Origin of the sequence: Georgenia yuyongxinii, from assembly GCF_006352065.1 — a bacterium.
Classification (GTDB): Bacteria; Actinomycetota; Actinomycetes; order Actinomycetales; family Actinomycetaceae; genus Georgenia; species Georgenia yuyongxinii.
This window is the reverse complement of sequence record NZ_CP040915.1, coordinates 3,732,449-3,750,525: the sequence shown is the minus strand read 5'-3', so window position 1 is coordinate 3,750,525 and position 18,077 is coordinate 3,732,449. Positions and strand designations below refer to the sequence as shown.

The following is an 18,077-nucleotide window of genomic DNA, read 5'->3' as shown; positions in this document are numbered from 1 at the left end:
GCACGGCGGGCGTCCTGCCCCCCCGCTACCGGAGAGGCAGCGCGGGCAGCCTGGGCTGGTCCAGCCACGCACCGAGCAGCGCGCCGACGGCGCCGGCCAGCGCCTCGCCGCCGCGGAGCTCTGCGTGCTCGTGCGCCAGGGCACGGAAGTCCGCCGTCGTCACGCTGCGGTAGCGGTATCGGGCGGTCCAGTCCCGGACGAGGTCGAAGAACACCTCGTCGCCTACCGTCAGCCGCAGCGCGTGGAGGGTGAGGGCGCCCCGCTTGTAGATGCGGTCGTCGAAGATGTTCGCCGGGCCGGGGTCGGACAGCACGAGGTCCTGGGGGGCGCGGGCGAGCACGGTGTGCCAGTGCCGGGCCATCGCGTCGGTGGCGCGGCCGCCGGCGTGCGGGGACCACAGCCACTCCGCGTAGCAGGCGAACCCCTCGTTGAGCCAGATGTGCTGCCACGTGGTCACGGAGACGGAGTTGCCGAACCACTGGTGCGCGAGCTCGTGGGGCACGAGCCGCTCGTCGCCGTCGGTGGGCACCACGTGGTTGGCGCCGAACACCGAGATGCCCTGGGCCTCGACGGGGATCTCGAGCTCGTCCTCGGTGAAGACCAGGGTGTACGCGGTGAACGGGTACGGCCCGAACATCTCGGTGAGCGTCCTCATCATCTCGCCGTGGCGCGCGAGCAGCCGCGAGGCCGGCCGGCGCAGCGTGGCCGGCACGAGGGCGTGCTGGGGCACCGGGGAGTCCCCGAGGGGCAGCGCCACGTAGCGGCCGATCTGCACGGTCGCGAGGTAGGCCGCGGTGGGGTGGCGCTCCTCGTACACCCAGGTGGTGGTCGCGGCCCGCGCCCGGTGCGCGACGAGCGTGCCGTGGGCGAGCACGTAATAGCCGTTGTCGGTGGTCACCGAGGTGCGGTAGGTGGACCGGTCCGCCGGCCGGTCGTTGCACGGGAACCACGACGACGCCCCGGTGGGCTGGCTGGCCACGAGCGCGCCGTCGGTCAGCTCCTCCCACCCCACGGTGCCCCACGGGCTCGGCACCGGTACGGGATGGCCGTCGTAGCGCACGGTCACCTCGAACGTGGCGCCCTCGGGCACCTCGGCCGCGAGCCGTAGCTGGAGCCGGCCGCTTCGGTGCGCATACCGGGCGAGGCGGGCACCGCTGACGGACACCTTCTTCACCGTCAGGCCGGTCAGGTCCAGCTCGAGCTGCTGCAGGTTGGTCAGCGCCGTGACCCGCAGCACCGCCGTGGCGCTGAGCCGGTTGCCGGCGAGCTTGTAGATCAGGTCCAGGTCGTAGTGCTCGACGTGGATGTCGGGGCAGCCGCGCGGGTCGTAGGAGTCGGCCCTCATGCGACGTCCGCCCCGCCCTGGACGTCCGCGCCGCCGTCGTCCGCGCCGCCGTCGTCCGCCGCCCCGGTGTGGCCGGCGTCCTGCCAGGGCGCGATGGGGTTGCCCACCCACCGGGTGCCGGCCGGCACGCCCTCGCCGCGCATGACGAGGGAGGCGGGGCCCACGCAGCTGCCCTCACCGAGGGTGGCCGCGGGCAGGATCACTCCGTGCGAGCCGAGCGTGGCGCCGTCGCCCAGGGTGACGACGTCCAGGCTCATGATGCGGTCGTGGAAGAGGTGGGTCTGGACCACGCAGCCGGGCCCCACGGTGGCGCCGGCGCCGAGGCGCACCAGGTCCGCCTCGGGCAGCCAGTAGGTCTGGCTCCACACGCCCTTCCCGATGCGGGCGCCCATGCCGCGCAGCCACCACACCAGGGCTACGGTGCCGGCGGCGGCGTCGGCGAAGAAGGGCGCGGCGAGCATCTCGGTGAACGTGTCCGCGACCTCGCCGCGCCACACGAACGAGCTCCACAGCGGGTGCTCACCGGCCCGGACCCGGCCCACGAGCACACGCTTGGCCAGGATCGTGAGGACGGCGGCGACGACGCCCGCTCCCAGCAGCACCACGCCACCGAGCACCGCGGCCAGACCCCAACCCCCGACCAGGACGACCGCCTGCAGGGTCAGCACCACCCCGAGCCCGAGCAGACCCACCAGCAGCGCGGGGACCACGCGGCCCAGCTCCACCAGCGCCCGCGCGCGGCGCAACCGGGCAGGCGGGGCGAAGGTGCGTTCGCCGTCGTCGAGGGTGGCGGCGCGGGGGAGCAGCACGGGCGGGCTGCCGATGTAGCTCGAGCCGGCCCGGGTCTTCGCCGGCGTGGCGGACAGGACGGCGACCAGGCCGTTCTTGGGCACGGTGCGCCCGGGCGCCGTCATCCCGGAGTTGCCCAGGAAGGCGCGGCGACCGACCTTGGCGGGGGCCACCCGCACCCAGCCGCCGCCGAGCTCGTAGGGGGCGACCATGGTGTCGTCGGCCAAGAACGCGCCGGACTTCACCCGCATCATGCTCGGGATCCCGATGACCGTGGAGGCCTCGACGTCCTCGCCCACCTGCGCGCCGAGCAGCCGTAGCCACGCCGGGGTGATGACCGAGGAGTACAGCGGGAAGAGGACAGTGCGGGCGGAGTCCATGAGCCGCTCGGTGCACCAGGCCTGCCAGCCCACCCGCGAGCGGACCGGGTGGAAACCCTCGGTCAGGTCGATGCCGAGCAGCCGCACGGCGATCACGATCGCGGCCGCGTAGAGCACGTACGCCAGTGCCGTGCCGGCCACGCCGGCGGCGAGCGCCGGCCCGACGGCGGCCCCCAAGCTCGGTGTGTCGCGCACCGCCAGGCCGACCACCCACAAACCGGCGGCGACGGCCAGCACCGGCAGCACCGCCAGCACGGCCCCGGACAGCCCGTAGACCAGCTGCCACGCGCGCCGCTCCGGGGGCCGGTGCGGCGGCCAGGGATGGCGCGCCTGGTGGACGCGGGCGGCGGGCGAGCCGGCCCAGTACTCCTCCTCGCCGGTACGGCCGTGGACGGCGGAGCCGGCGGCCACGTCGGTCCCGGCGCCCACGCGGGCACCGGGGTAGAGCACGCTGCGCGCGCCGACCACCGCACGCGGACCCACCGTGATGTGGCCGATGTGGACCTGGTCCCCGTCCACCCAGTGCCCGGCGAGGTCGACCTCGGGCTCGATGGCGCACTCCCGGCCGAGGGTGAGCAGGCCGGTGACCGGCGGGACGGCGTGCAGGTCGACACCGTGGCCCATCTGCACCCCCAGGGCCCGGGCGTACAGCGCCACCCAGGGGGCGCTCGCCGTCGTCACCGCGCCGAAGCCCTCCGCGAGCCGCTCGGCGGCCCACAGCCGCAGGTGCACCCCGCCGCCGCGCGGGTAAGTGCCCGGCCGCACGCCGGCCAGCAGCAGCCGGGCCCCGAGGGCGCTGACGCCCATGCGGCCGAGGGGGCTGACGGTGAGCAGCCAGCCGGCGGCCACCCACCACCACGAGACCGGCAGGGCCCACGGCACCTGCCACGCCCAGGCGAGGACGTTGTTCATCGCGGCGAGGATGGTGAGCCAGCGCAGCCCGACGAGGGTGCGCAGCGGGACGAGGGCGACCAGCTGGGCCACCTGGCTCGTGAGCGGCACCGGGCGCACCGTGCGGGCGGTGCCGAGGTCCGAGGCGGCGGCGTCGGGGTAGGCCGTTTCCAGATGGGCGGCGAGGTCGCCGACCTCGGGGTGGCGGTAGACCTCGGCGACCGTCACCAGCGGGTAGCGCACCCGCAGCGCGGAGACCAGCTGCGCGGCCGTGAGCGAGGAGCCGCCGTAGGAGAAGAAGTCGTCCTCGGCGTCGGAGGGGTGCACGCCGATCACCGCCGCCCACTGTTCACCGACCCACGCGGCCGTGCCGGTCAGCGAGGACGCGCCGGCGCCCGCCTCGACGCCGGGCAGCGGCCAGGGCAGCGCGTCACGGTCGACCTTGCCGGAGGTGCGCGTGGGGATGGACTCGACGACGGCGAGCAGCGGGATCATCGCCGCGGGCAGCTCCTCGCGCAGCGCGGCGAGCAGCTCGGCGGTGTCCAGCCCGTCGGGGCCGGCGGGCACCACGTAGCCGACGAGCACGGCGGTACCCGCCGGGGTGCGCCGCACCGCGGCGGCCGCGGCCGCGATCCCGGGCAGGGCGAGCAGCGCGGAGTCGACCTCGCCGAGCTCGATGCGGCGGCCGTTGACCTTGACCTGGTCGTCGGCCCGGCCGACGAAGATCAGGCCGGCCCGGTCCAGCTGGACCAGGTCGCCGCTGCGGTACGCGCGCTCCCAGCCGAGCGAGGGCATGGGCGCGAACTTCTTCGCGTCGAGGTCCGGGTCGAGGTACCGGGCCAGCCCGACCCCGCCGATGATGAGCTCGCCGGTCTCACCCTCGGCCACCGGCTCGCCCGCGGCGTCGACGACGGCTAGGTTCCAGCCGTCCTGGGGCAGCCCGATGCGGACGGGCTCGTCGGGTTCGAGGATCGCGGCACACGCGATAACGGTGGCCTCGGTGGGGCCGTAGGTGTTCCACAGCTCGCGGTCGGGCCGCCACAGCCGGGTGGCCAGCTCGGGCGGGATCGCCTCGCCGCCGAAGATCAGCAGCCGGACGCCGTCGAGGGTGTCCACCGGCCACATGCCCGCGAGGGTGGGGACGGTGGAGACCACGGTGATCTCGCGCTCGACGAGCCACGGGCCCAGGTCGGTGCCGGTGCGCACGAGGGCGCGGGGCGCCGGCACGAGGGTGGCGCCGTGCCGCCAGGCCAGCCACATCTCCTCGCAGGAGGCGTCGAAGGCCACGGACAGGCCGGCCAGGACCCGGTCGCCGGGGCGGAGCGGGTCCTCCTGGAGGAACAGGCGCGCCTCGGCGTCCACCCAGGCGGCAGCGCTGCGGTGCGAGACGGCCACGCCCTTGGGCTTGCCGGTGGAGCCGGAGGTGAAGATGATCCAGGCGTCGTCGGCCGGGGTGGGGCGGACGGCGTCGCGGAGGTTGTCCGCGTCGACCTCGCCCTCCGCGTCGACCTCGCCCTCCGCGGCACCCGCCGGACGGCGGGAGAGGGTCGTGCCGTCGGGTCGGGTGAGGTGGCCGTCGTCGTGCACGACGCCGACGACGCCTGCCTCCTCCCACACCAGGGACGCCCGCTCGTCGGGGTCGTCCGCGTCGACCGGGACGTACGCCGCCCCGGCGAACATGATCGCGAGGATCGACAGGTACAGGTCGACCGCCCCGGAGGTGGCGCGGATCCCGACGCGGTCGCCGCGGCGCACACCTGCCGCCGTCAGCCTCGCCGCGCGGGCCCGCACCGCATCAAGGAGTGCCGCGTAGCTGAGCTCCTCGTCGCCGTCGTCGATGGCGGTGGCTGTCGGGTGGCTCGTGGCAGTCGCCTCGAAGACCTCGACGAGTGTGCGCACCGCGGGTGCCCGGTGCGCCGCCAGTAACGGGTCGGCGGTCAGCGGTGCTGGTGACATGGGGTGGGTCCTCTTTGATGCGGGCGAGCGGACGCCGGAGCGGGCAGGCCGGTGGGGGTGATGTTCTCACGCAGTGGTGAACGCGCGCCCGGCGGCATCGAAGACCGGCTGCGGGTGCGGCAGCGGCTGCGCGTCAATCCCACCGTACGGTCGGGAACCGGGGGCACCGCGGCCCTCCCACTCCTCACTCCTGCGTGCTCGGTGGGTCTTGTTTGGGCGCTTGCCGATGTGCGCTGCGAGGCTCTGTCAGCGGAGCCGACCTGGCGCCCGGTTTGCCGAACCAGTGTCGGGTTTACCTGGTCACGCTCTTCTCACGAGGGCGGTGCATCGGCCACGCGCACCGCTTGGGGCAGACGCGGGTGCGAGTGCGAGCGATGTCGCGGGAGAGCGGCGTCGATCTGGGCTCGCCACGGCGGTGCCGAAGTAGGCGGCCGGCGGGGCCCGCGGAGGCGCCCGATCGAGTAGTCGCCGGCGGCCGTGACGGGCCCGACCGTGAGGGTCGACGTAAACCTGACGACTGTTCGGCAGACCCGACGTCATGTCCGGCTTCCTGGCAGGGCCCGACGTGCGGACACCCGCGCGGCAGACCGAGCCCGACCGCACCCGCGGCCGCGGCGACCAACGGGGTGTGACGACGTTCATCCCAGCGCTGGACGGGCCGGAGGCGGCGGCAGGTGTCGCACTATCGTGCGGGCGCTCCCATCCCCGTCCCTGGAGTCGTCATGCCCGAGCACACCACGCCCGAAGCGGCACCCGAACGCGGCGCGGTCGCCCCGGCGTCGAACAGGGCTTCCACCCTCGCACACGAGGCCGCGCCGCGGCGCATCGCCGTCGTCGGCAGCACCGGCGGGAACCTCTTCAGCCACGGCGGTGACGAGCCGCACCGGCTGCTCGCGGAGATCTTCCGTCAGGCCGAGGCCGGCGGGTTCAAGGTGAGCGCCGTGCAGCTGGTGGCGGCCGGGGCGTCGATGGACGCCGTCAAGGACAGCACGCCCGCGCAGCTGCTCACGCTGCGCGACGGCGACGGCGACGGCGTCGGCGTCGGCAACATCGAGGTGACCGTCGCCGCCCGCGGGACCCTCGCGGAGGTCAATGCGACCGCTGCGGCGTACGACGCCGAGCTCGCCCGGGCCGTGGCGGCCGGGGAGGTCGACGCGCTCGTCCTCGTCAGCGCCGCCCCGAAGGGCGTCAACGCCGCCACGGTCGGGGCCGCGGTCGCCGCGGGGCTGCCCGCCGCCGGCACCGGTGGCAGCTCGATCGCCGCAGCCCAGGCGCTGGGACTGAACCTGGTCGCCGCGTCGGGGACCACGGGCTCGACGAGCACCACCCGTGCGGTGTCCTACATCGCCGGCCTCGCCCGGTACTTCGGCACGCGCTACCGCCCGGTGCTGGGCTCGGCGGAGGCGCAGGACGCCACCGGCTCACCCTGGCGGCGGATCTCCGTGCGCGGGATCATGGTCGGCTCGCTGCCCGCCTTCATCGCGCTCGCGCTGATCCTCGCCGTCGGGAAGATTCCTGGCCTCGACGCGCTGACCCCTGTCTTCGACGCGCTCATCGCCGGCCTGCCGGTCGTCGTCGCGGCGGTCGCGGCGCGGCGGGTGTCCGGGCTGGGGGAGGTCGGGCTCGTCGCGGGCGTCGTCGCCGGGGTGCTCTCGACCGCGGGCGGGATCATCGGTGGGCTCGTGGGCGGCATCCTCGCCGGTGCGCTGGTCGCGTACCTGCTGCGGTGGACCCTCGCCCGCCGGTTCCCGGTGACGACGGCGAACATCGTCGCCGGCGGCCTGTCCGGGCTGGCCGCCGGGCTGGTGGTATTCCTCGCCCTGGCGCCGCTGACCAACGCGCTCGGAGAGGGCGTCAAGGACGCCATCGAGTACCTCGTCGCGCTCAACCCCTTGCTGGCCGGGGCGCTGGCGGGACTGGTGATCTGGCCCGCCATCATGGGCGGGGTCTACCACGCCGCGATCCTGCCGCTGGTGCTGCTGGAGATGGGCGAGAAGGGGCACAGCTTCTTCGGGGCGGTCGACATGGTCAGCCTCGTCATGGTGTCCCTGGGCATCACGCTGGCCAACGTGGTGCGCCCGCGCACCTCGGGCGAGCGGGCGCTCGCGGCCTCCGGCGCGGCGGTGAACTTCGGGTTCGGCACGTTCGTCGAGGCGTCCTACCCCTTCCTCTTCGCCGACAAGCGCGTGTTCGCCGTCGCGCTCGGGTCCGCCACGCTCGGTGGCCTCGTGGTGGGTGCCACCGGCACGGAGGCCACCGCCTACCTGCCCGCCGTCGTCGCGCCGTTCGTCGCCACCGACACGGTCGGCATGGTGCTCGCCATGCTGGTGGGCGTGGTCGTGCCGTTCGTCGCGGTGCTGCTGATCAACCTGCGCCCCCGCCGCGCGGCGGAGGCATGACGGCCTCGGCGAGCGCGGACCGGTGCCCGAGGGCACTCAGCCACCGCACGAGCTGGCGGTGCACGGCGTCGGCGCCTACCAACGGGCCGTCCGCCGTCCACGCGGACGGGTGCAGCAGCACTCCCTCGGTCTGCCAGCCCCCGAGCCCCCCGTGGTTGCCCACGAGCTCCTCGTAGGCGGCGACCTCGCCGGTCCCCGGGTACACCGGGCTGTTGACGACCAGGTCGCCGACATTCGCCAGCCCCGCGTGCCGTCGTACCTCCGCGGCCGCCCGCTCCCCGAACGGACCGAGCGGGTCGCGTCCCGTCACCCGGTCCTCGTCGAGGTAGTGCGTCCCGCCGTCACCAAGGACGACGAACCCGTGTCGCACCGTGCGCACCACCACGAACCCGACGCCCGGGTGAGCGACCAGGGACCGGACGAGTCCCGGGTACGCGGTGTCGATCTCCTCCTGCGTCATGCGCCCGGCGAAGCCGGTGAAGTAGATCATCGCGAGGTTCCCGGACGCGATGACGACGACGTCGGCGTCGGAATGTCCCGTCGCGGGACCCAGCAGGTCCGGGCCGTCGGCGGACCGGCCCTCGAGGTGCACCTCGTCGCCCACGGAACGCCCCCGCAGGGCCCGGCGCACCACCTTTCCCGTGGCGCCGCCCTGCTGCCCCACCTGCGACAGCAGGGTGTTCGCGGGCCCGGCCGTCTCCGCCACGTCGGTGGCGGCGGCGACCGTGGTGCCGCGGCCCGCCACGAGGTCTCGCACCAGCTCCTCCAGGGTGTGCCCGTAGCGCTGCCGGAAGGTGGCGCCCTGACTCTGCCCGTGGTCGGACAGCACGACGAGCTCATAGGGCCGGGGCGCCTGCTCCGCCGCGGTCTGCAGCACGCCGATGAGGTGGTCGAGTCCCTCCAGCGAGGCCAGCGACTCGGGCCGGGTGGGGCCCGCATGGTGGGCGATCTCGTCGTAGTCGGTGAAGTCGCAGTAGACCGACGGAGTGCCCGCCATCATCTGCTCGACGATCAGCCCCGCGTTCAGGTCGCGCAGCAGGACGTTGGTCACCGCGCGCAGCGCCACGTAGGAGCCCCGGCGGTCGATCCGCGGTTCGACGCCGCGACGGCGCTGCCGGCGCCCCTGATGGCGCTCCTTGAGCATCTCCCCTACCGACAGCACCAGTGAGCGGGCCAGCCCGTAGGGGTTGATGAAGAACGTCGCGTAGCCGCGCGACGGGCCCCTGCCCGCTCCGCGCGCAGTCACGGCGCTCATGGTGAGCAGGGCAGTAGGGGCGTCGCCGGTGAAGATGTTGGAGATGCTGACCCCGCCGTCGGCGAGCAGGCCGTGCCCGTCCGACAACCTCTCCTGGATCACCAGGGCGTCCCGGGGCCGGTTGGAGACCAGCAGCCGGCCGGACTCCTTCTCGTACCACCGGAACGCCGGGATCTCTGCGCTGCGGCCGTGCAGGACGCCCGCCTGGCTCGCCGGCGTGGTCGAGGGCAGCTGCACCTGCCACTGCGCCGCGGTGTGGCTCCCCGAGCGCACCCACCGGCTCATGGTCGGCAGGTCGCCGCTGCGGATCGACCACCGCAGCAGGGGCGCCGACAGGCCGTCGACCTGGAGGAAGATCACGCCGGGGACCATGGTCGGGGCGGCTGCGGCCCGGGCGTGACGCGACTGCCGCAGCATGTGGGTGAGGAACGCCGTGTCGTCCCCTGCCGTGACGAGCCACGTGACGATCGTGACGAGGAGCGAGAACACCCACGACGCCCAGAAGGCGCTCCAGAACCCGTCGACGGTGATGCCCGGCGTCAGGGTCAGGGCCGCGTAGAAGAGGATCGCCTCGGTGAACAGGCCCGCCAGCAGGACGCCCGCCCACCCCACCACCAGCGCGAGCGCCGTCACCACCGGCTGCAACGCCGCCGAGAGCACACCGAGAAGGAGCGCCGCCACCAGGACGTCCACCCGCGTGGTGGCACCGACGCCCGGCATGACCGCGATCGTCACCGAGAGCACCAGCCAGGACAGGAGGAGGCTCAGCGCCAGACGCCGGAGCTCGGTCCACGACTTCAGTCTCCGACGGCGGAGCAGGCGCCACCCGAGACGGGACCGGGACGGCGGCCCGGGCGCCGCGCCGTGCGCGTCCTGCACCGTGCTCGCCCTATCCCGCGGCGACGAGCCGGGGGATCGTCAGCACACGCGCGAAGCCCGGCTGGTCGGGGTCGTCCCGGATGGGCCGCCCCGCGAGCCAGGAGGAGATGATGTTGGCCAGCTCGCCGGGGTGGCTGAAGTTGAGGGCGTGGGCGGCGCCCTGGATGAGCGCCACGCTGACGTGCGGCGGCGCCAGGGACGCGATCGCCTTGACCCGGTGCGGTGGCGGCATGAGCGGGTCCCGGGAGCCCAGGACGGCAAGCGAGGGCACCGGCGCAGTCAGGAGCCGTGCGAGCGAGGGGAACCGCGTCAGCTGGGCGAACAGGCGCAGCGTGTTGACCGGCCCGAAGCGGAGGTAGTCCGGCACCGCGACGCTGGCCATCCGCGGGCTCTCCCGGACGACGTCGGCCGCGAGCTGGCCCAGCGCGCGCGACAGTGGCTGGTTCTGGACCCCGCCCGCCGGCGAGACGAGGACCAGGCGGTGCACCCGGTCGGGCGCCGTGTGCGCGACCTGGAGGACGATGGGACAGCCCATGGAGTTGCCCAGGAGCACCGCCTTGTCGAGCTCGAGGGCGTCGAGCACGGCCAGGAGGGCATCCGCCAGGGCGGGAATTCCCAGCGTGCGCTCGGGCCGCTCGCTGTGGCCGTACCCGGGCAGGTCCGGCACCACGTTGACCCCCTGGCCGGTCAGCAGCCGGGCCGTGGGCATGAGGTACGAGCCGGAGATCCCGAACCCGTGGACATGGACGATCGGGACGCCTCCGACGTCGCCCTGGCTTCGCCGGTAGAAGACGGACCGGCCGGCCAGCGACACGGTCTCCCGGACCCACCCCGCGCCGTCGCTCGTCATGACCGCGATCGTGGCACCGCGGGTTCCCACCGGGATCATTCGCGCCGGGTGAGCGGCGGCCGCCCTAGCCGGCCGACCCGCGCACCAGCTCGCGTGCGGCGGCGGTGACCGCCTCGGGCGTGAACCCGAACTTGGTCTGCAGGTCCTTCAGCGGTGCGGACGAGCCGAACGTGCTCATCGCGATGACCCGCCCGGCCGGGCCCACCCAGCGGTGCCAGCCGAAGGACGACCCCTGCTCCACCACCACCCGGGCGGTCACCGCGGGTGGGATGACCTGCTCGCGGTACTCCTGGGACTGCTGGTCGAACAGGGCCATCGACGGCATGGACACCACCCGGGAGGCGATGCCCTCGCCGGTGAGCTGCTCATGGGCGGCGACGGCGAGGCTCACCTCGGAGCCGGTGGCGATGAGGATCACGTCCGGCGTCGCGCCGGGGTCACCGGCCAGCACGTAGGCGCCCTTGGCCACTCCCGCGGCGGAGGCGTACCTCGTGCGGTCCAGCGTGGGCAGCGGCTGGCGAGAGAGCACCAGCGCCACGGGCTCGTGCCGGATCGGCATGATGGTGCGCCACGCCTCGACCACCTCGTTGGCGTCCGCCGGGCGCATGTCGATCATGCCGGGCATGGCACGCAACGACGCCAGGTGCTCGACCGGCTGGTGGGTGGGGCCGTCCTCGCCCACCCCGATGGAGTCGTGCGTGTAGAGGTGGATGACCGGCAGCTCCATGAGCGCCGAGAGCCGCAGCGCGCCGCGCTGGAAGTCGGAGAAGATGAGGAAGCCGGCCTGGTAGGCACGCACCTTGGACAGGGCCAGGCCGTTGGTGACCGCCGCGGCCGCGTGCTCCCGGACCCCGAAGTGCAGGTTGCGCCCGGCCCGGTCGTCGGGGCCGAAGTCGCCCGCGCCGTCGAACGTGAGCCGGCTCTTGTTCGACGGCGCCAGGTCCGACGACCCGCCGAGCAGCCAGGGCACCCGCTGCGCGACGGCGTTGAGCACCTTCCCGCTGGCGTCGCGGCCGCTCAGCCCCTTGGCGTCGGCGGGGAACTCCTCGACCAGCTCGTCCCAGCCGTCGGGGAGGGTGCGCTTCTGTATGCGGTTGAGCTGGTCGGCGAGGTCGGGATGCTCGCCGGAGTATCGGCCGAAGAGGGCCTCCCACTCGCGCCGCAGCCGAGCGCCGCGGGCCCGCACACCCTGCTCGAAGTCGGCGTAGACCTCGTCGGGCACGAGGAACTGGGCGTCCTCGGGCCAGCCATAAGACGCCTTGGCGGCGCGGACCTCGTCCACGCCGAGCGGCTCGCCGTGCGCGGAGGCGGTGCCCTGCTTGTTCGGGGCGCCAAAGCCGATGACGGTCCGCACGATGATGAGCGTGGGCCGGTCGGTGCGGGCCCGGAACGCCTCGAGGGCCCGCTCGAGCGCGCCGAGGTCGTTGGCGTCGGCGACGTGCTCGACGGCCCAGCCGAGCCCGGTGAACCGGGTGGCGACGTCCTCCGTGAACGCCAGCTCGGTGCTGCCCTCGATGGTGATGTCGTTGGAGTCGTAGAGCCAGCACAGGTTGCCCAGTCGCTGGTGCCCGGCCAGGGACGCGGCCTCGGCGCCGACGCCCTCCATGAGGTCGCCGTCCCCGCACAGGGCGTAGACGTCGTAGTCGAAGAGGTCGTAGCCGAGCCGGTTGTAGGTGGCAGCGAGCCACTGCTCCGCCATGGCCATGCCCACCGAGGTGGCGATGCCGGTGCCCAGCGGCCCGGTGGTGGCCTCCACGCCCGAGGTCCACCGGTACTCCGGGTGGCCGGGAGTCTTGGAGTCCAGCTTCCGGAACGCCTTGATGTCGTCCAGTGTCACCGCCGGCTCGCCCACGCTCTCGTAGTCGGCGTTGACGGCCTTGACCCCGGAGAGGTGGAGCAGACCGTACAGCAGCGCCGAGGCATGCCCGACGGAGAGCACGAACCGGTCCCGGTTCGCCCAGATCGGCAGCTCGGGGTCGAAACGCAGGAACTTCTGCCAGAGCGTGTAGGCGACCGGTGCGAGGGCCATCGCCGTGCCCGGGTGCCCGGAGTTCGCGGCCTGGACGGCGTCCATCGCCAGCGTCCGCAGGGTGTTCACCGACCGCCAGGTGTCGCGCTCGGTGGCCTCGTCGGTTCTCGCAGCCATGGGAGTTCTCCTCGGTGGTGGGTCGGCGGCGGGCGAAGGTCAGAGGAGCTCGTCCAGGAGGTCCACGTACTGGAGCAGGTGCCGGTCGGAGAGGAAGTCGCGGCGCACCCGGTCGTGCGCGGCCAGGCCAAGCTGCTCGGCGAAAGCCGGTTCGGCGAGGAGCCGGGCAACGGCGGCCACGAGGCCGTGCAGGTCGGTCGGGTCCTTGACCAGCAGGCCGTTGGTGCCGTCGGCGATCTGGTCCTGGATGCCGCCGACGGCCGTCGCCACCACGGGCCGGCCCTTCCACAGCGCCTCGGCCACGGTGAGCCCGAAGCCCTCCGCCAGGCTCTTCTGCACGATGACGGCGGCGCGGCGCTGCAGGGCGTTGACCAGGAGGGCGTTGCGCTCCCGGTCGACCAGCGGCAGGCAGGCCACGTGGGTGCGGGCGCGGACGGCGGGCTCGAGGCCCTCCCACATCTGCAGGCAGTCCGCGAGAATCTCGGCGGCGGCGCTGTCGTGCGGCGCCACCTCCTCGCCCGCGAGGAGCAGGTGGACGTCCTCGGGCAGGTCCTCGAAGCCCTCGTCGAACGCGATGAGCAGCCCGGACATGTCCTTGAGGCGGTCCCAGCGCGAGACCTGCAGCAGCATCCGGGCGTTCGCGGGGACTGGGCCGCCGGCGCGCATCGTGGCGCCGGTGGGGACGTCGGCGGAGACTGGCGGGCCGCCGTCGTCTCCGGACGCGGCGACGGCGGCAGGCGCCCCGGCCGGGACGTCACCGGCGAGGAGGCCGGCGTCCAGCAGCAGCTGCTCGACCTCTGCGGGCTCGAGCATGCGGTTCTTCGCCGACAGCGGGTCCACGGAGGGGGAGATGACCCGCACGACGGCGGCGTCGAGGAAGCCGGGCCGGTAGGTGGCGCGGGAGAGCACCACGCGGTCCGCCTGGGCGATCGAGGGTTCGAGGAAGGCCCACGCCAGGTCGGTGACGCCGTCGGGCGCGTCGGTACCGATGTGGCAGCGCCACACCACGAGCGCGCCGCGACGGCGGAGCTCGGGCGCCAGGCCGACGGTGGCCGGATCGTGCAGGAGCACGACGTCGCCGGCGGCGATGTTCTCCCGCACCTCGTCGAGGTTTCGGGCCAGCACGCGGTCGTAGTGGGCCATCTCCTCGGCGCCCAGCGGCCCGCCGTCGACGGGGTGGGCGTGCAGCACGTGGTGCAGTCGGGTGGCGATCCGGAAGAACTGCTCGTCGCCGTCGACCACGAGCCAACGCGCGTCGATCCCGGCGTCGCGCACGTAGGGGAGCAGCGTCCGCAGCAGCTCGCCGACTCCGCCGGTCGCGGTGGCGCTGACGTTCCACACGCGCCGGCCGGCCAGCAGGGTGCGGGCCCGCTCGGCGCCGGCGGTGAACCGCCGCTCGGCGACGTCGTCCAGCTGGGCGGCGAGCGCCGCCAGCGGGGAGGGGTCGACGTCGACGGTCCACATGCCCCGATCAAACTCCTGAACGGGCTTTGGCGCGAGGGGGCTCGGTGCCGGACGACTTCTCGCGGAGAACGTGACCTCGCGGAGGAGACGACCTGTCGCGGGGGAGTGGAGCGGTCACCAGCGGTTGGCGGCCTCCTCGGCCCAGCCGACGAGGCCGTCCACGCTGCGGGTCACGCCGTCGTCGTCGACCACCCACCCCGACCACGTGCCGAAGCACTGGTGGGTCTCGGTGGAGACCACACCGAGGTTCGTCCGAGCGCTCCGCTCATGGAACGGGGTCAGCCGCACCTCCACCCGCGGGCCGGTGACGAACCACGGCGCCGTGCGGTCGGTGGCGTCGTACGCCCAGGACAGATCCTCGCCGAGGTAGTGCAGGCGCCCGTCGAGCACCAGGGCGTTCTCGGTCGAGCCCGTGCCGTCGGTCCACTTCCCGCCCAGCTGCAGGCCGGTGGCGACGCCGTCGACCACCCCGGACCCGGCGCCCCAGTTCCACACCACGGAGTACGGCCACCGACCCCGGCCGTAGTCCATCACCGCCCAGGTGTCCGTCCGCCCGTCCCCGCCGACGGCGATCTCCTCGCCGTCAAGCCAGAGGCGCCCGTGCACCGGCAGGGTGACGTCCTTGACCGTGTACTGGAACAGCCGGTCGCTCCAGGGCACCACCACCGCGAGGCACTCGTGCCCGGCCGGCACGTCGACGAGCAGGTCCACGCGCACCCTCGGCGTCACCGCCCGCAGCCGGGCCCCGGGCCGCGGCGGCCGCTCGGGGTGCGTGGGGCCGTGCACGGGTACCGACCAGGCCCGCGGGTCCGCGGGACGGACCACCTCCGGCACCGGGTCGACGGCGATGGCGACCGGGCCGCTGCGGGCACGCACCGGGCCCCCGCCGCACACGCTGGGCATGCGCACCTCCCGCGAGAGGGGGTCGGTGACGCTGCAGTCGATCTCCTCGCCGGTGTGCCGGTCGAGCACCCACACCTGGTAGATCCCGGCGTAGTTCAGGCTCGTCGCGGAGAGCGCGACCACGTGGTCGGGGGTGATCACGCACCAGTACTCCCACCGCTTGGTCCGCGACCAGGTGGCCGCCCGGCCCAACGGGTTGCCGGTGCGTAGGTTCGCGCGGTGCAGCGGCACCCGAGACCAGCCGATCGCCCGCGGGTCGAGGGCCCCGGAGGGCAGGCACAGGTCCACGGCCTCGGTGATCTCCGGGAGCATCGCCCCATCATGGCGCACGTCACGCGTGGCGCGGACGGCCCCTGGAGAGCAGATTCCACGCGGGTACCCTGGGCGGCGAGAACCGGCCCAGCGACCGCGGAGGAACCCCCATGACCAGCGTGGCCGAGCACCTGCCGGACACCGTCGAGCACGCGGCCAGCACCCCCGACGTGGCGCTGCCCTACCGCGAGCTGGGCCTCAAGCCCGACGAGTACGACCGGATCGTCGACCTCCTCGGCCGCCGGCCCACCGCCGCCGAGCTGGCGATGTACTCGGTGATGTGGTCCGAGCACTGCTCCTACAAGTCCTCCAAGCAGCATCTGCGCCAGTTCGGCGACAAGACCACCGACGCCATGCGCAAGCACCTGCTCGTCGGTATCGGCGAGAACGCCGGCGTGGTCGACATCGGGCAGGGCTGGGCGGTGACTTTCAAGGTCGAGTCGCACAACCACCCCAGCTACGTCGAGCCCTACCAGGGTGCGGCCACGGGTGTCGGTGGCATCGTGCGCGACATCATCTCCATGGGCGCCCGGCCGGTCGCGGTCATGGACCAGCTGCGCTTCGGCGCCGTCGACCACCCCGACACCGCGCGGGTGGTGCACGGCGTCGTCGCGGGCGTGGCTGGGTACGGCAACTGCCTGGGGCTGCCGAACATCGGCGGCGAGGTCGACTTCGACCCCTCCTACCAGGGCAACCCGCTGGTCAACGCCCTGTGCCTGGGGGTGCTGCGGCACGAGGACATCCACCTGGCCAACGCCTCCGGCGCCGGCAACAAGGTGGTCCTGTTCGGCGCCCGCACCGGCGGGGACGGCATCGGCGGCGCCTCGATCCTGGCGAGCGAGACCTTCGAGGGCGGCATGCCCGCGAAGCGGCCCAGCGTGCAGGTGGGCGACCCCTTCATGGAGAAGGTGCTCATCGAGTGCTGCCTCGAGCTCTTCGCCGCCGGGGTGGTCGAGGGCATCCAGGACCTGGGCGCGGCCGGCATCTCCTGCGCCACCTCCGAGCTGGCCTCCAACGGCGACGGCGGCATGCACGTGGACCTGGAGACGGTGCTGCTGCGTGACCCCACCCTCACCGCGGGCGAGATCCTCATGAGCGAGTCCCAGGAGCGCATGATGGCGGTCGTCGCCCCGGACAAGCTCGACGCGTTCCTCGCCATCGCGGCGAAGTGGGACGTCGAGAGCGCCGTCATCGGCGAGGTCACCGGCACCGGCCGGCTGACCATCGACCACCACGGGCACCGCATCGTCGACGTCGACCCTCGCACCGTGGCGCACGAGGGCCCGGTCTACGACCGCCCCTACGCCAGGCCCGACTGGCAGGACGCGCTCAACGCCGACTCCGCCGCGGCCCTGCCCCGGCCCGTCAGCGGGGAGGAGCTGCGCGCCCAGGTGCTGGCGCTCGTGGGCTCGCCGAACCTGGCCTCGAAGGCGTGGGTCACCGACCAGTACGACCGGTACGTGCAGGGCAACACCGCACTGGCCCAGCCCGACGACGCCGGCGTGGTCCGGGTGGACGAGGCCACCGGCCTGGGGGTGGCGCTGTCCACCGACGCCAACGGCCGGTTCACCAAGCTCGACCCGTACACCGGCGCCCGGCAAGCCCTCGCCGAGGCCTACCGCAACGTTGCCACGGTGGGGGCCCGCCCGCTCGCCGTCACCGACTGCCTCAACTTCGGCTCCCCGGAGGATCCGGACGCCATGTGGCAGCTGGTCCAGGCGATCACCGGCCTGGCCGACGCCTGCCAGGAGCTCGGGGTCCCCGTCACCGGCGGCAACGTCTCCCTCTACAACGGCACCGGCGAGCCCGGCCGGCTCGACTCCTCGATCAACCCCACCCCGGTGGTGGGCGTGCTCGGGGTGCTCGACGACGTCGCCCGCGCCACGCCGTCGGGCTGGACCCGGCCGGGTCTGTCCGTGCTCCTGCTCGGGACCACCGCCACCGAGCTGGACGGGTCCGCCTGGGCCGATGTCGTCCACCACCACCTCGGCGGGCTGCCGCCGAAGGTCGACCTGGCCGCCGAGCGGGCCCTGGCCGAGGTGCTCGTGGGCGCCGCCGCCGACGGCGCCGTGCACGCCGCGCACGATCTCGCCACCGGCGGGCTCGCCCAGTCCCTGGCCGACGCCGCGCTGCGGTTCGGGGTGGGCGTGAGCGTGGACCTGGCCGACGTCGCCGCCCGTGACGGGGTCGACCTGGCCACGCTGCTGTTCGCCGAGACGGGGGCGCGGGCGCTCGTCGCCGTGGACCCCGATCAGGAGGCTAGAATCCTGGACCTGTGCGCGACGCACGGGGTTCCCGTGGCAAAGATCGGCACCACCGGCGGGGAGGGCGAACCGAGCCTGACCGTCACGGGGGCGTTCCGGCTCCCCCTCCACGAGCTCGAGGAGACCTCGGCGGCGACCCTGCCGCGGTACTTCGGCTGACGAGCGTGTGCGGCGAGATGTCATCTTCTCCGTGAGATGTCATCTCCTCCGCGAGATGTCACCGGCCGAACCTCCGGCGGCCAGA

The 18,077-nt window shown here is 73.8% G+C and carries 9 protein-coding genes; 2 read left to right on the top strand and 7 right to left on the bottom strand.

Features of this window, described 5'->3' with window-relative positions; all coding sequences use genetic code 11:
* Positions 1 to 25: 25 nt before the first annotated feature.
* Together FE374_RS17020 and FE374_RS17015 are read right to left on the bottom strand one after the other, a co-directional pair.
* Positions 26 to 1,345, bottom strand: a complete 1,320-nt coding sequence (locus FE374_RS17020) for a M1 family metallopeptidase (protein ID WP_139930465.1) — start codon at positions 1,343 to 1,345, stop codon at positions 26 to 28.
* Positions 1,342 to 5,361: a Pls/PosA family non-ribosomal peptide synthetase gene (locus tag FE374_RS17015; protein ID WP_139930463.1), complete on the bottom strand. Its 4,020-nt coding sequence runs from the start codon at positions 5,359 to 5,361 to the stop codon at positions 1,342 to 1,344. Before FE374_RS17015 ends, FE374_RS17020 begins: the two co-directional genes overlap by 4 nt.
* Before the next feature lie 722 nt (positions 5,362 to 6,083).
* Here FE374_RS17015 and FE374_RS17010 point away from each other — a divergent pair.
* The gene (locus FE374_RS17010; RefSeq protein WP_223173570.1) at positions 6,084 to 7,760 is read left to right on the top strand and encodes a hypothetical protein; all 1,677 of its coding nucleotides are present in this window, start codon (positions 6,084 to 6,086) and stop codon (positions 7,758 to 7,760) included.
* On the opposite strand, the gene FE374_RS17005 is transcribed toward FE374_RS17010, so the two are convergent.
* From FE374_RS17005 to FE374_RS16985, 5 genes are all read right to left on the bottom strand, one after another.
* On the bottom strand, positions 7,726 to 9,894 hold the full coding sequence (locus FE374_RS17005) for a phage holin family protein (RefSeq protein WP_223173569.1): 2,169 nt from the start codon (positions 9,892 to 9,894) through the stop codon (positions 7,726 to 7,728). The two genes, FE374_RS17010 and FE374_RS17005, sit on opposite strands and share 35 nt — an antisense overlap.
* A gap of 10 nt (positions 9,895 to 9,904) precedes the next feature.
* Entirely contained in the window at positions 9,905 to 10,744 is an 840-nt protein-coding gene (locus FE374_RS17000; RefSeq protein WP_139930461.1) for an alpha/beta fold hydrolase, read from the bottom strand.
* Between the two features lie 64 nt (positions 10,745 to 10,808).
* A complete protein-coding gene (gene tkt / locus FE374_RS16995) occupies positions 10,809 to 12,890 on the bottom strand; it encodes a transketolase (RefSeq protein WP_139930459.1) in 2,082 nt (693 codons plus the stop codon).
* Positions 12,891 to 12,929: 39 nt separating this feature from the next.
* Positions 12,930 to 14,354 carry a glycosyltransferase gene (locus FE374_RS16990; protein ID WP_139930457.1) on the bottom strand — a complete coding sequence of 475 codons (1,425 nt, stop codon included), beginning with the start codon at positions 14,352 to 14,354 and terminating at the stop codon, positions 12,930 to 12,932.
* Positions 14,355 to 14,468: 114 nt separating this feature from the next.
* Positions 14,469 to 15,569 (bottom strand): DUF2804 domain-containing protein, encoded by a 1,101-nt coding sequence (locus FE374_RS16985; protein ID WP_139930455.1) that lies wholly within the window; start codon positions 15,567 to 15,569, stop codon positions 14,469 to 14,471.
* 110 nt (positions 15,570 to 15,679) lie between these two features.
* Between FE374_RS16985 and purL the strand changes: the two genes are divergently transcribed.
* A complete protein-coding gene (purL, locus tag FE374_RS16980) occupies positions 15,680 to 17,992 on the top strand; it encodes a phosphoribosylformylglycinamidine synthase subunit PurL (RefSeq protein ID WP_139930453.1) in 2,313 nt (770 codons plus the stop codon).
* Positions 17,993 to 18,077 lie beyond the last annotated feature (85 nt).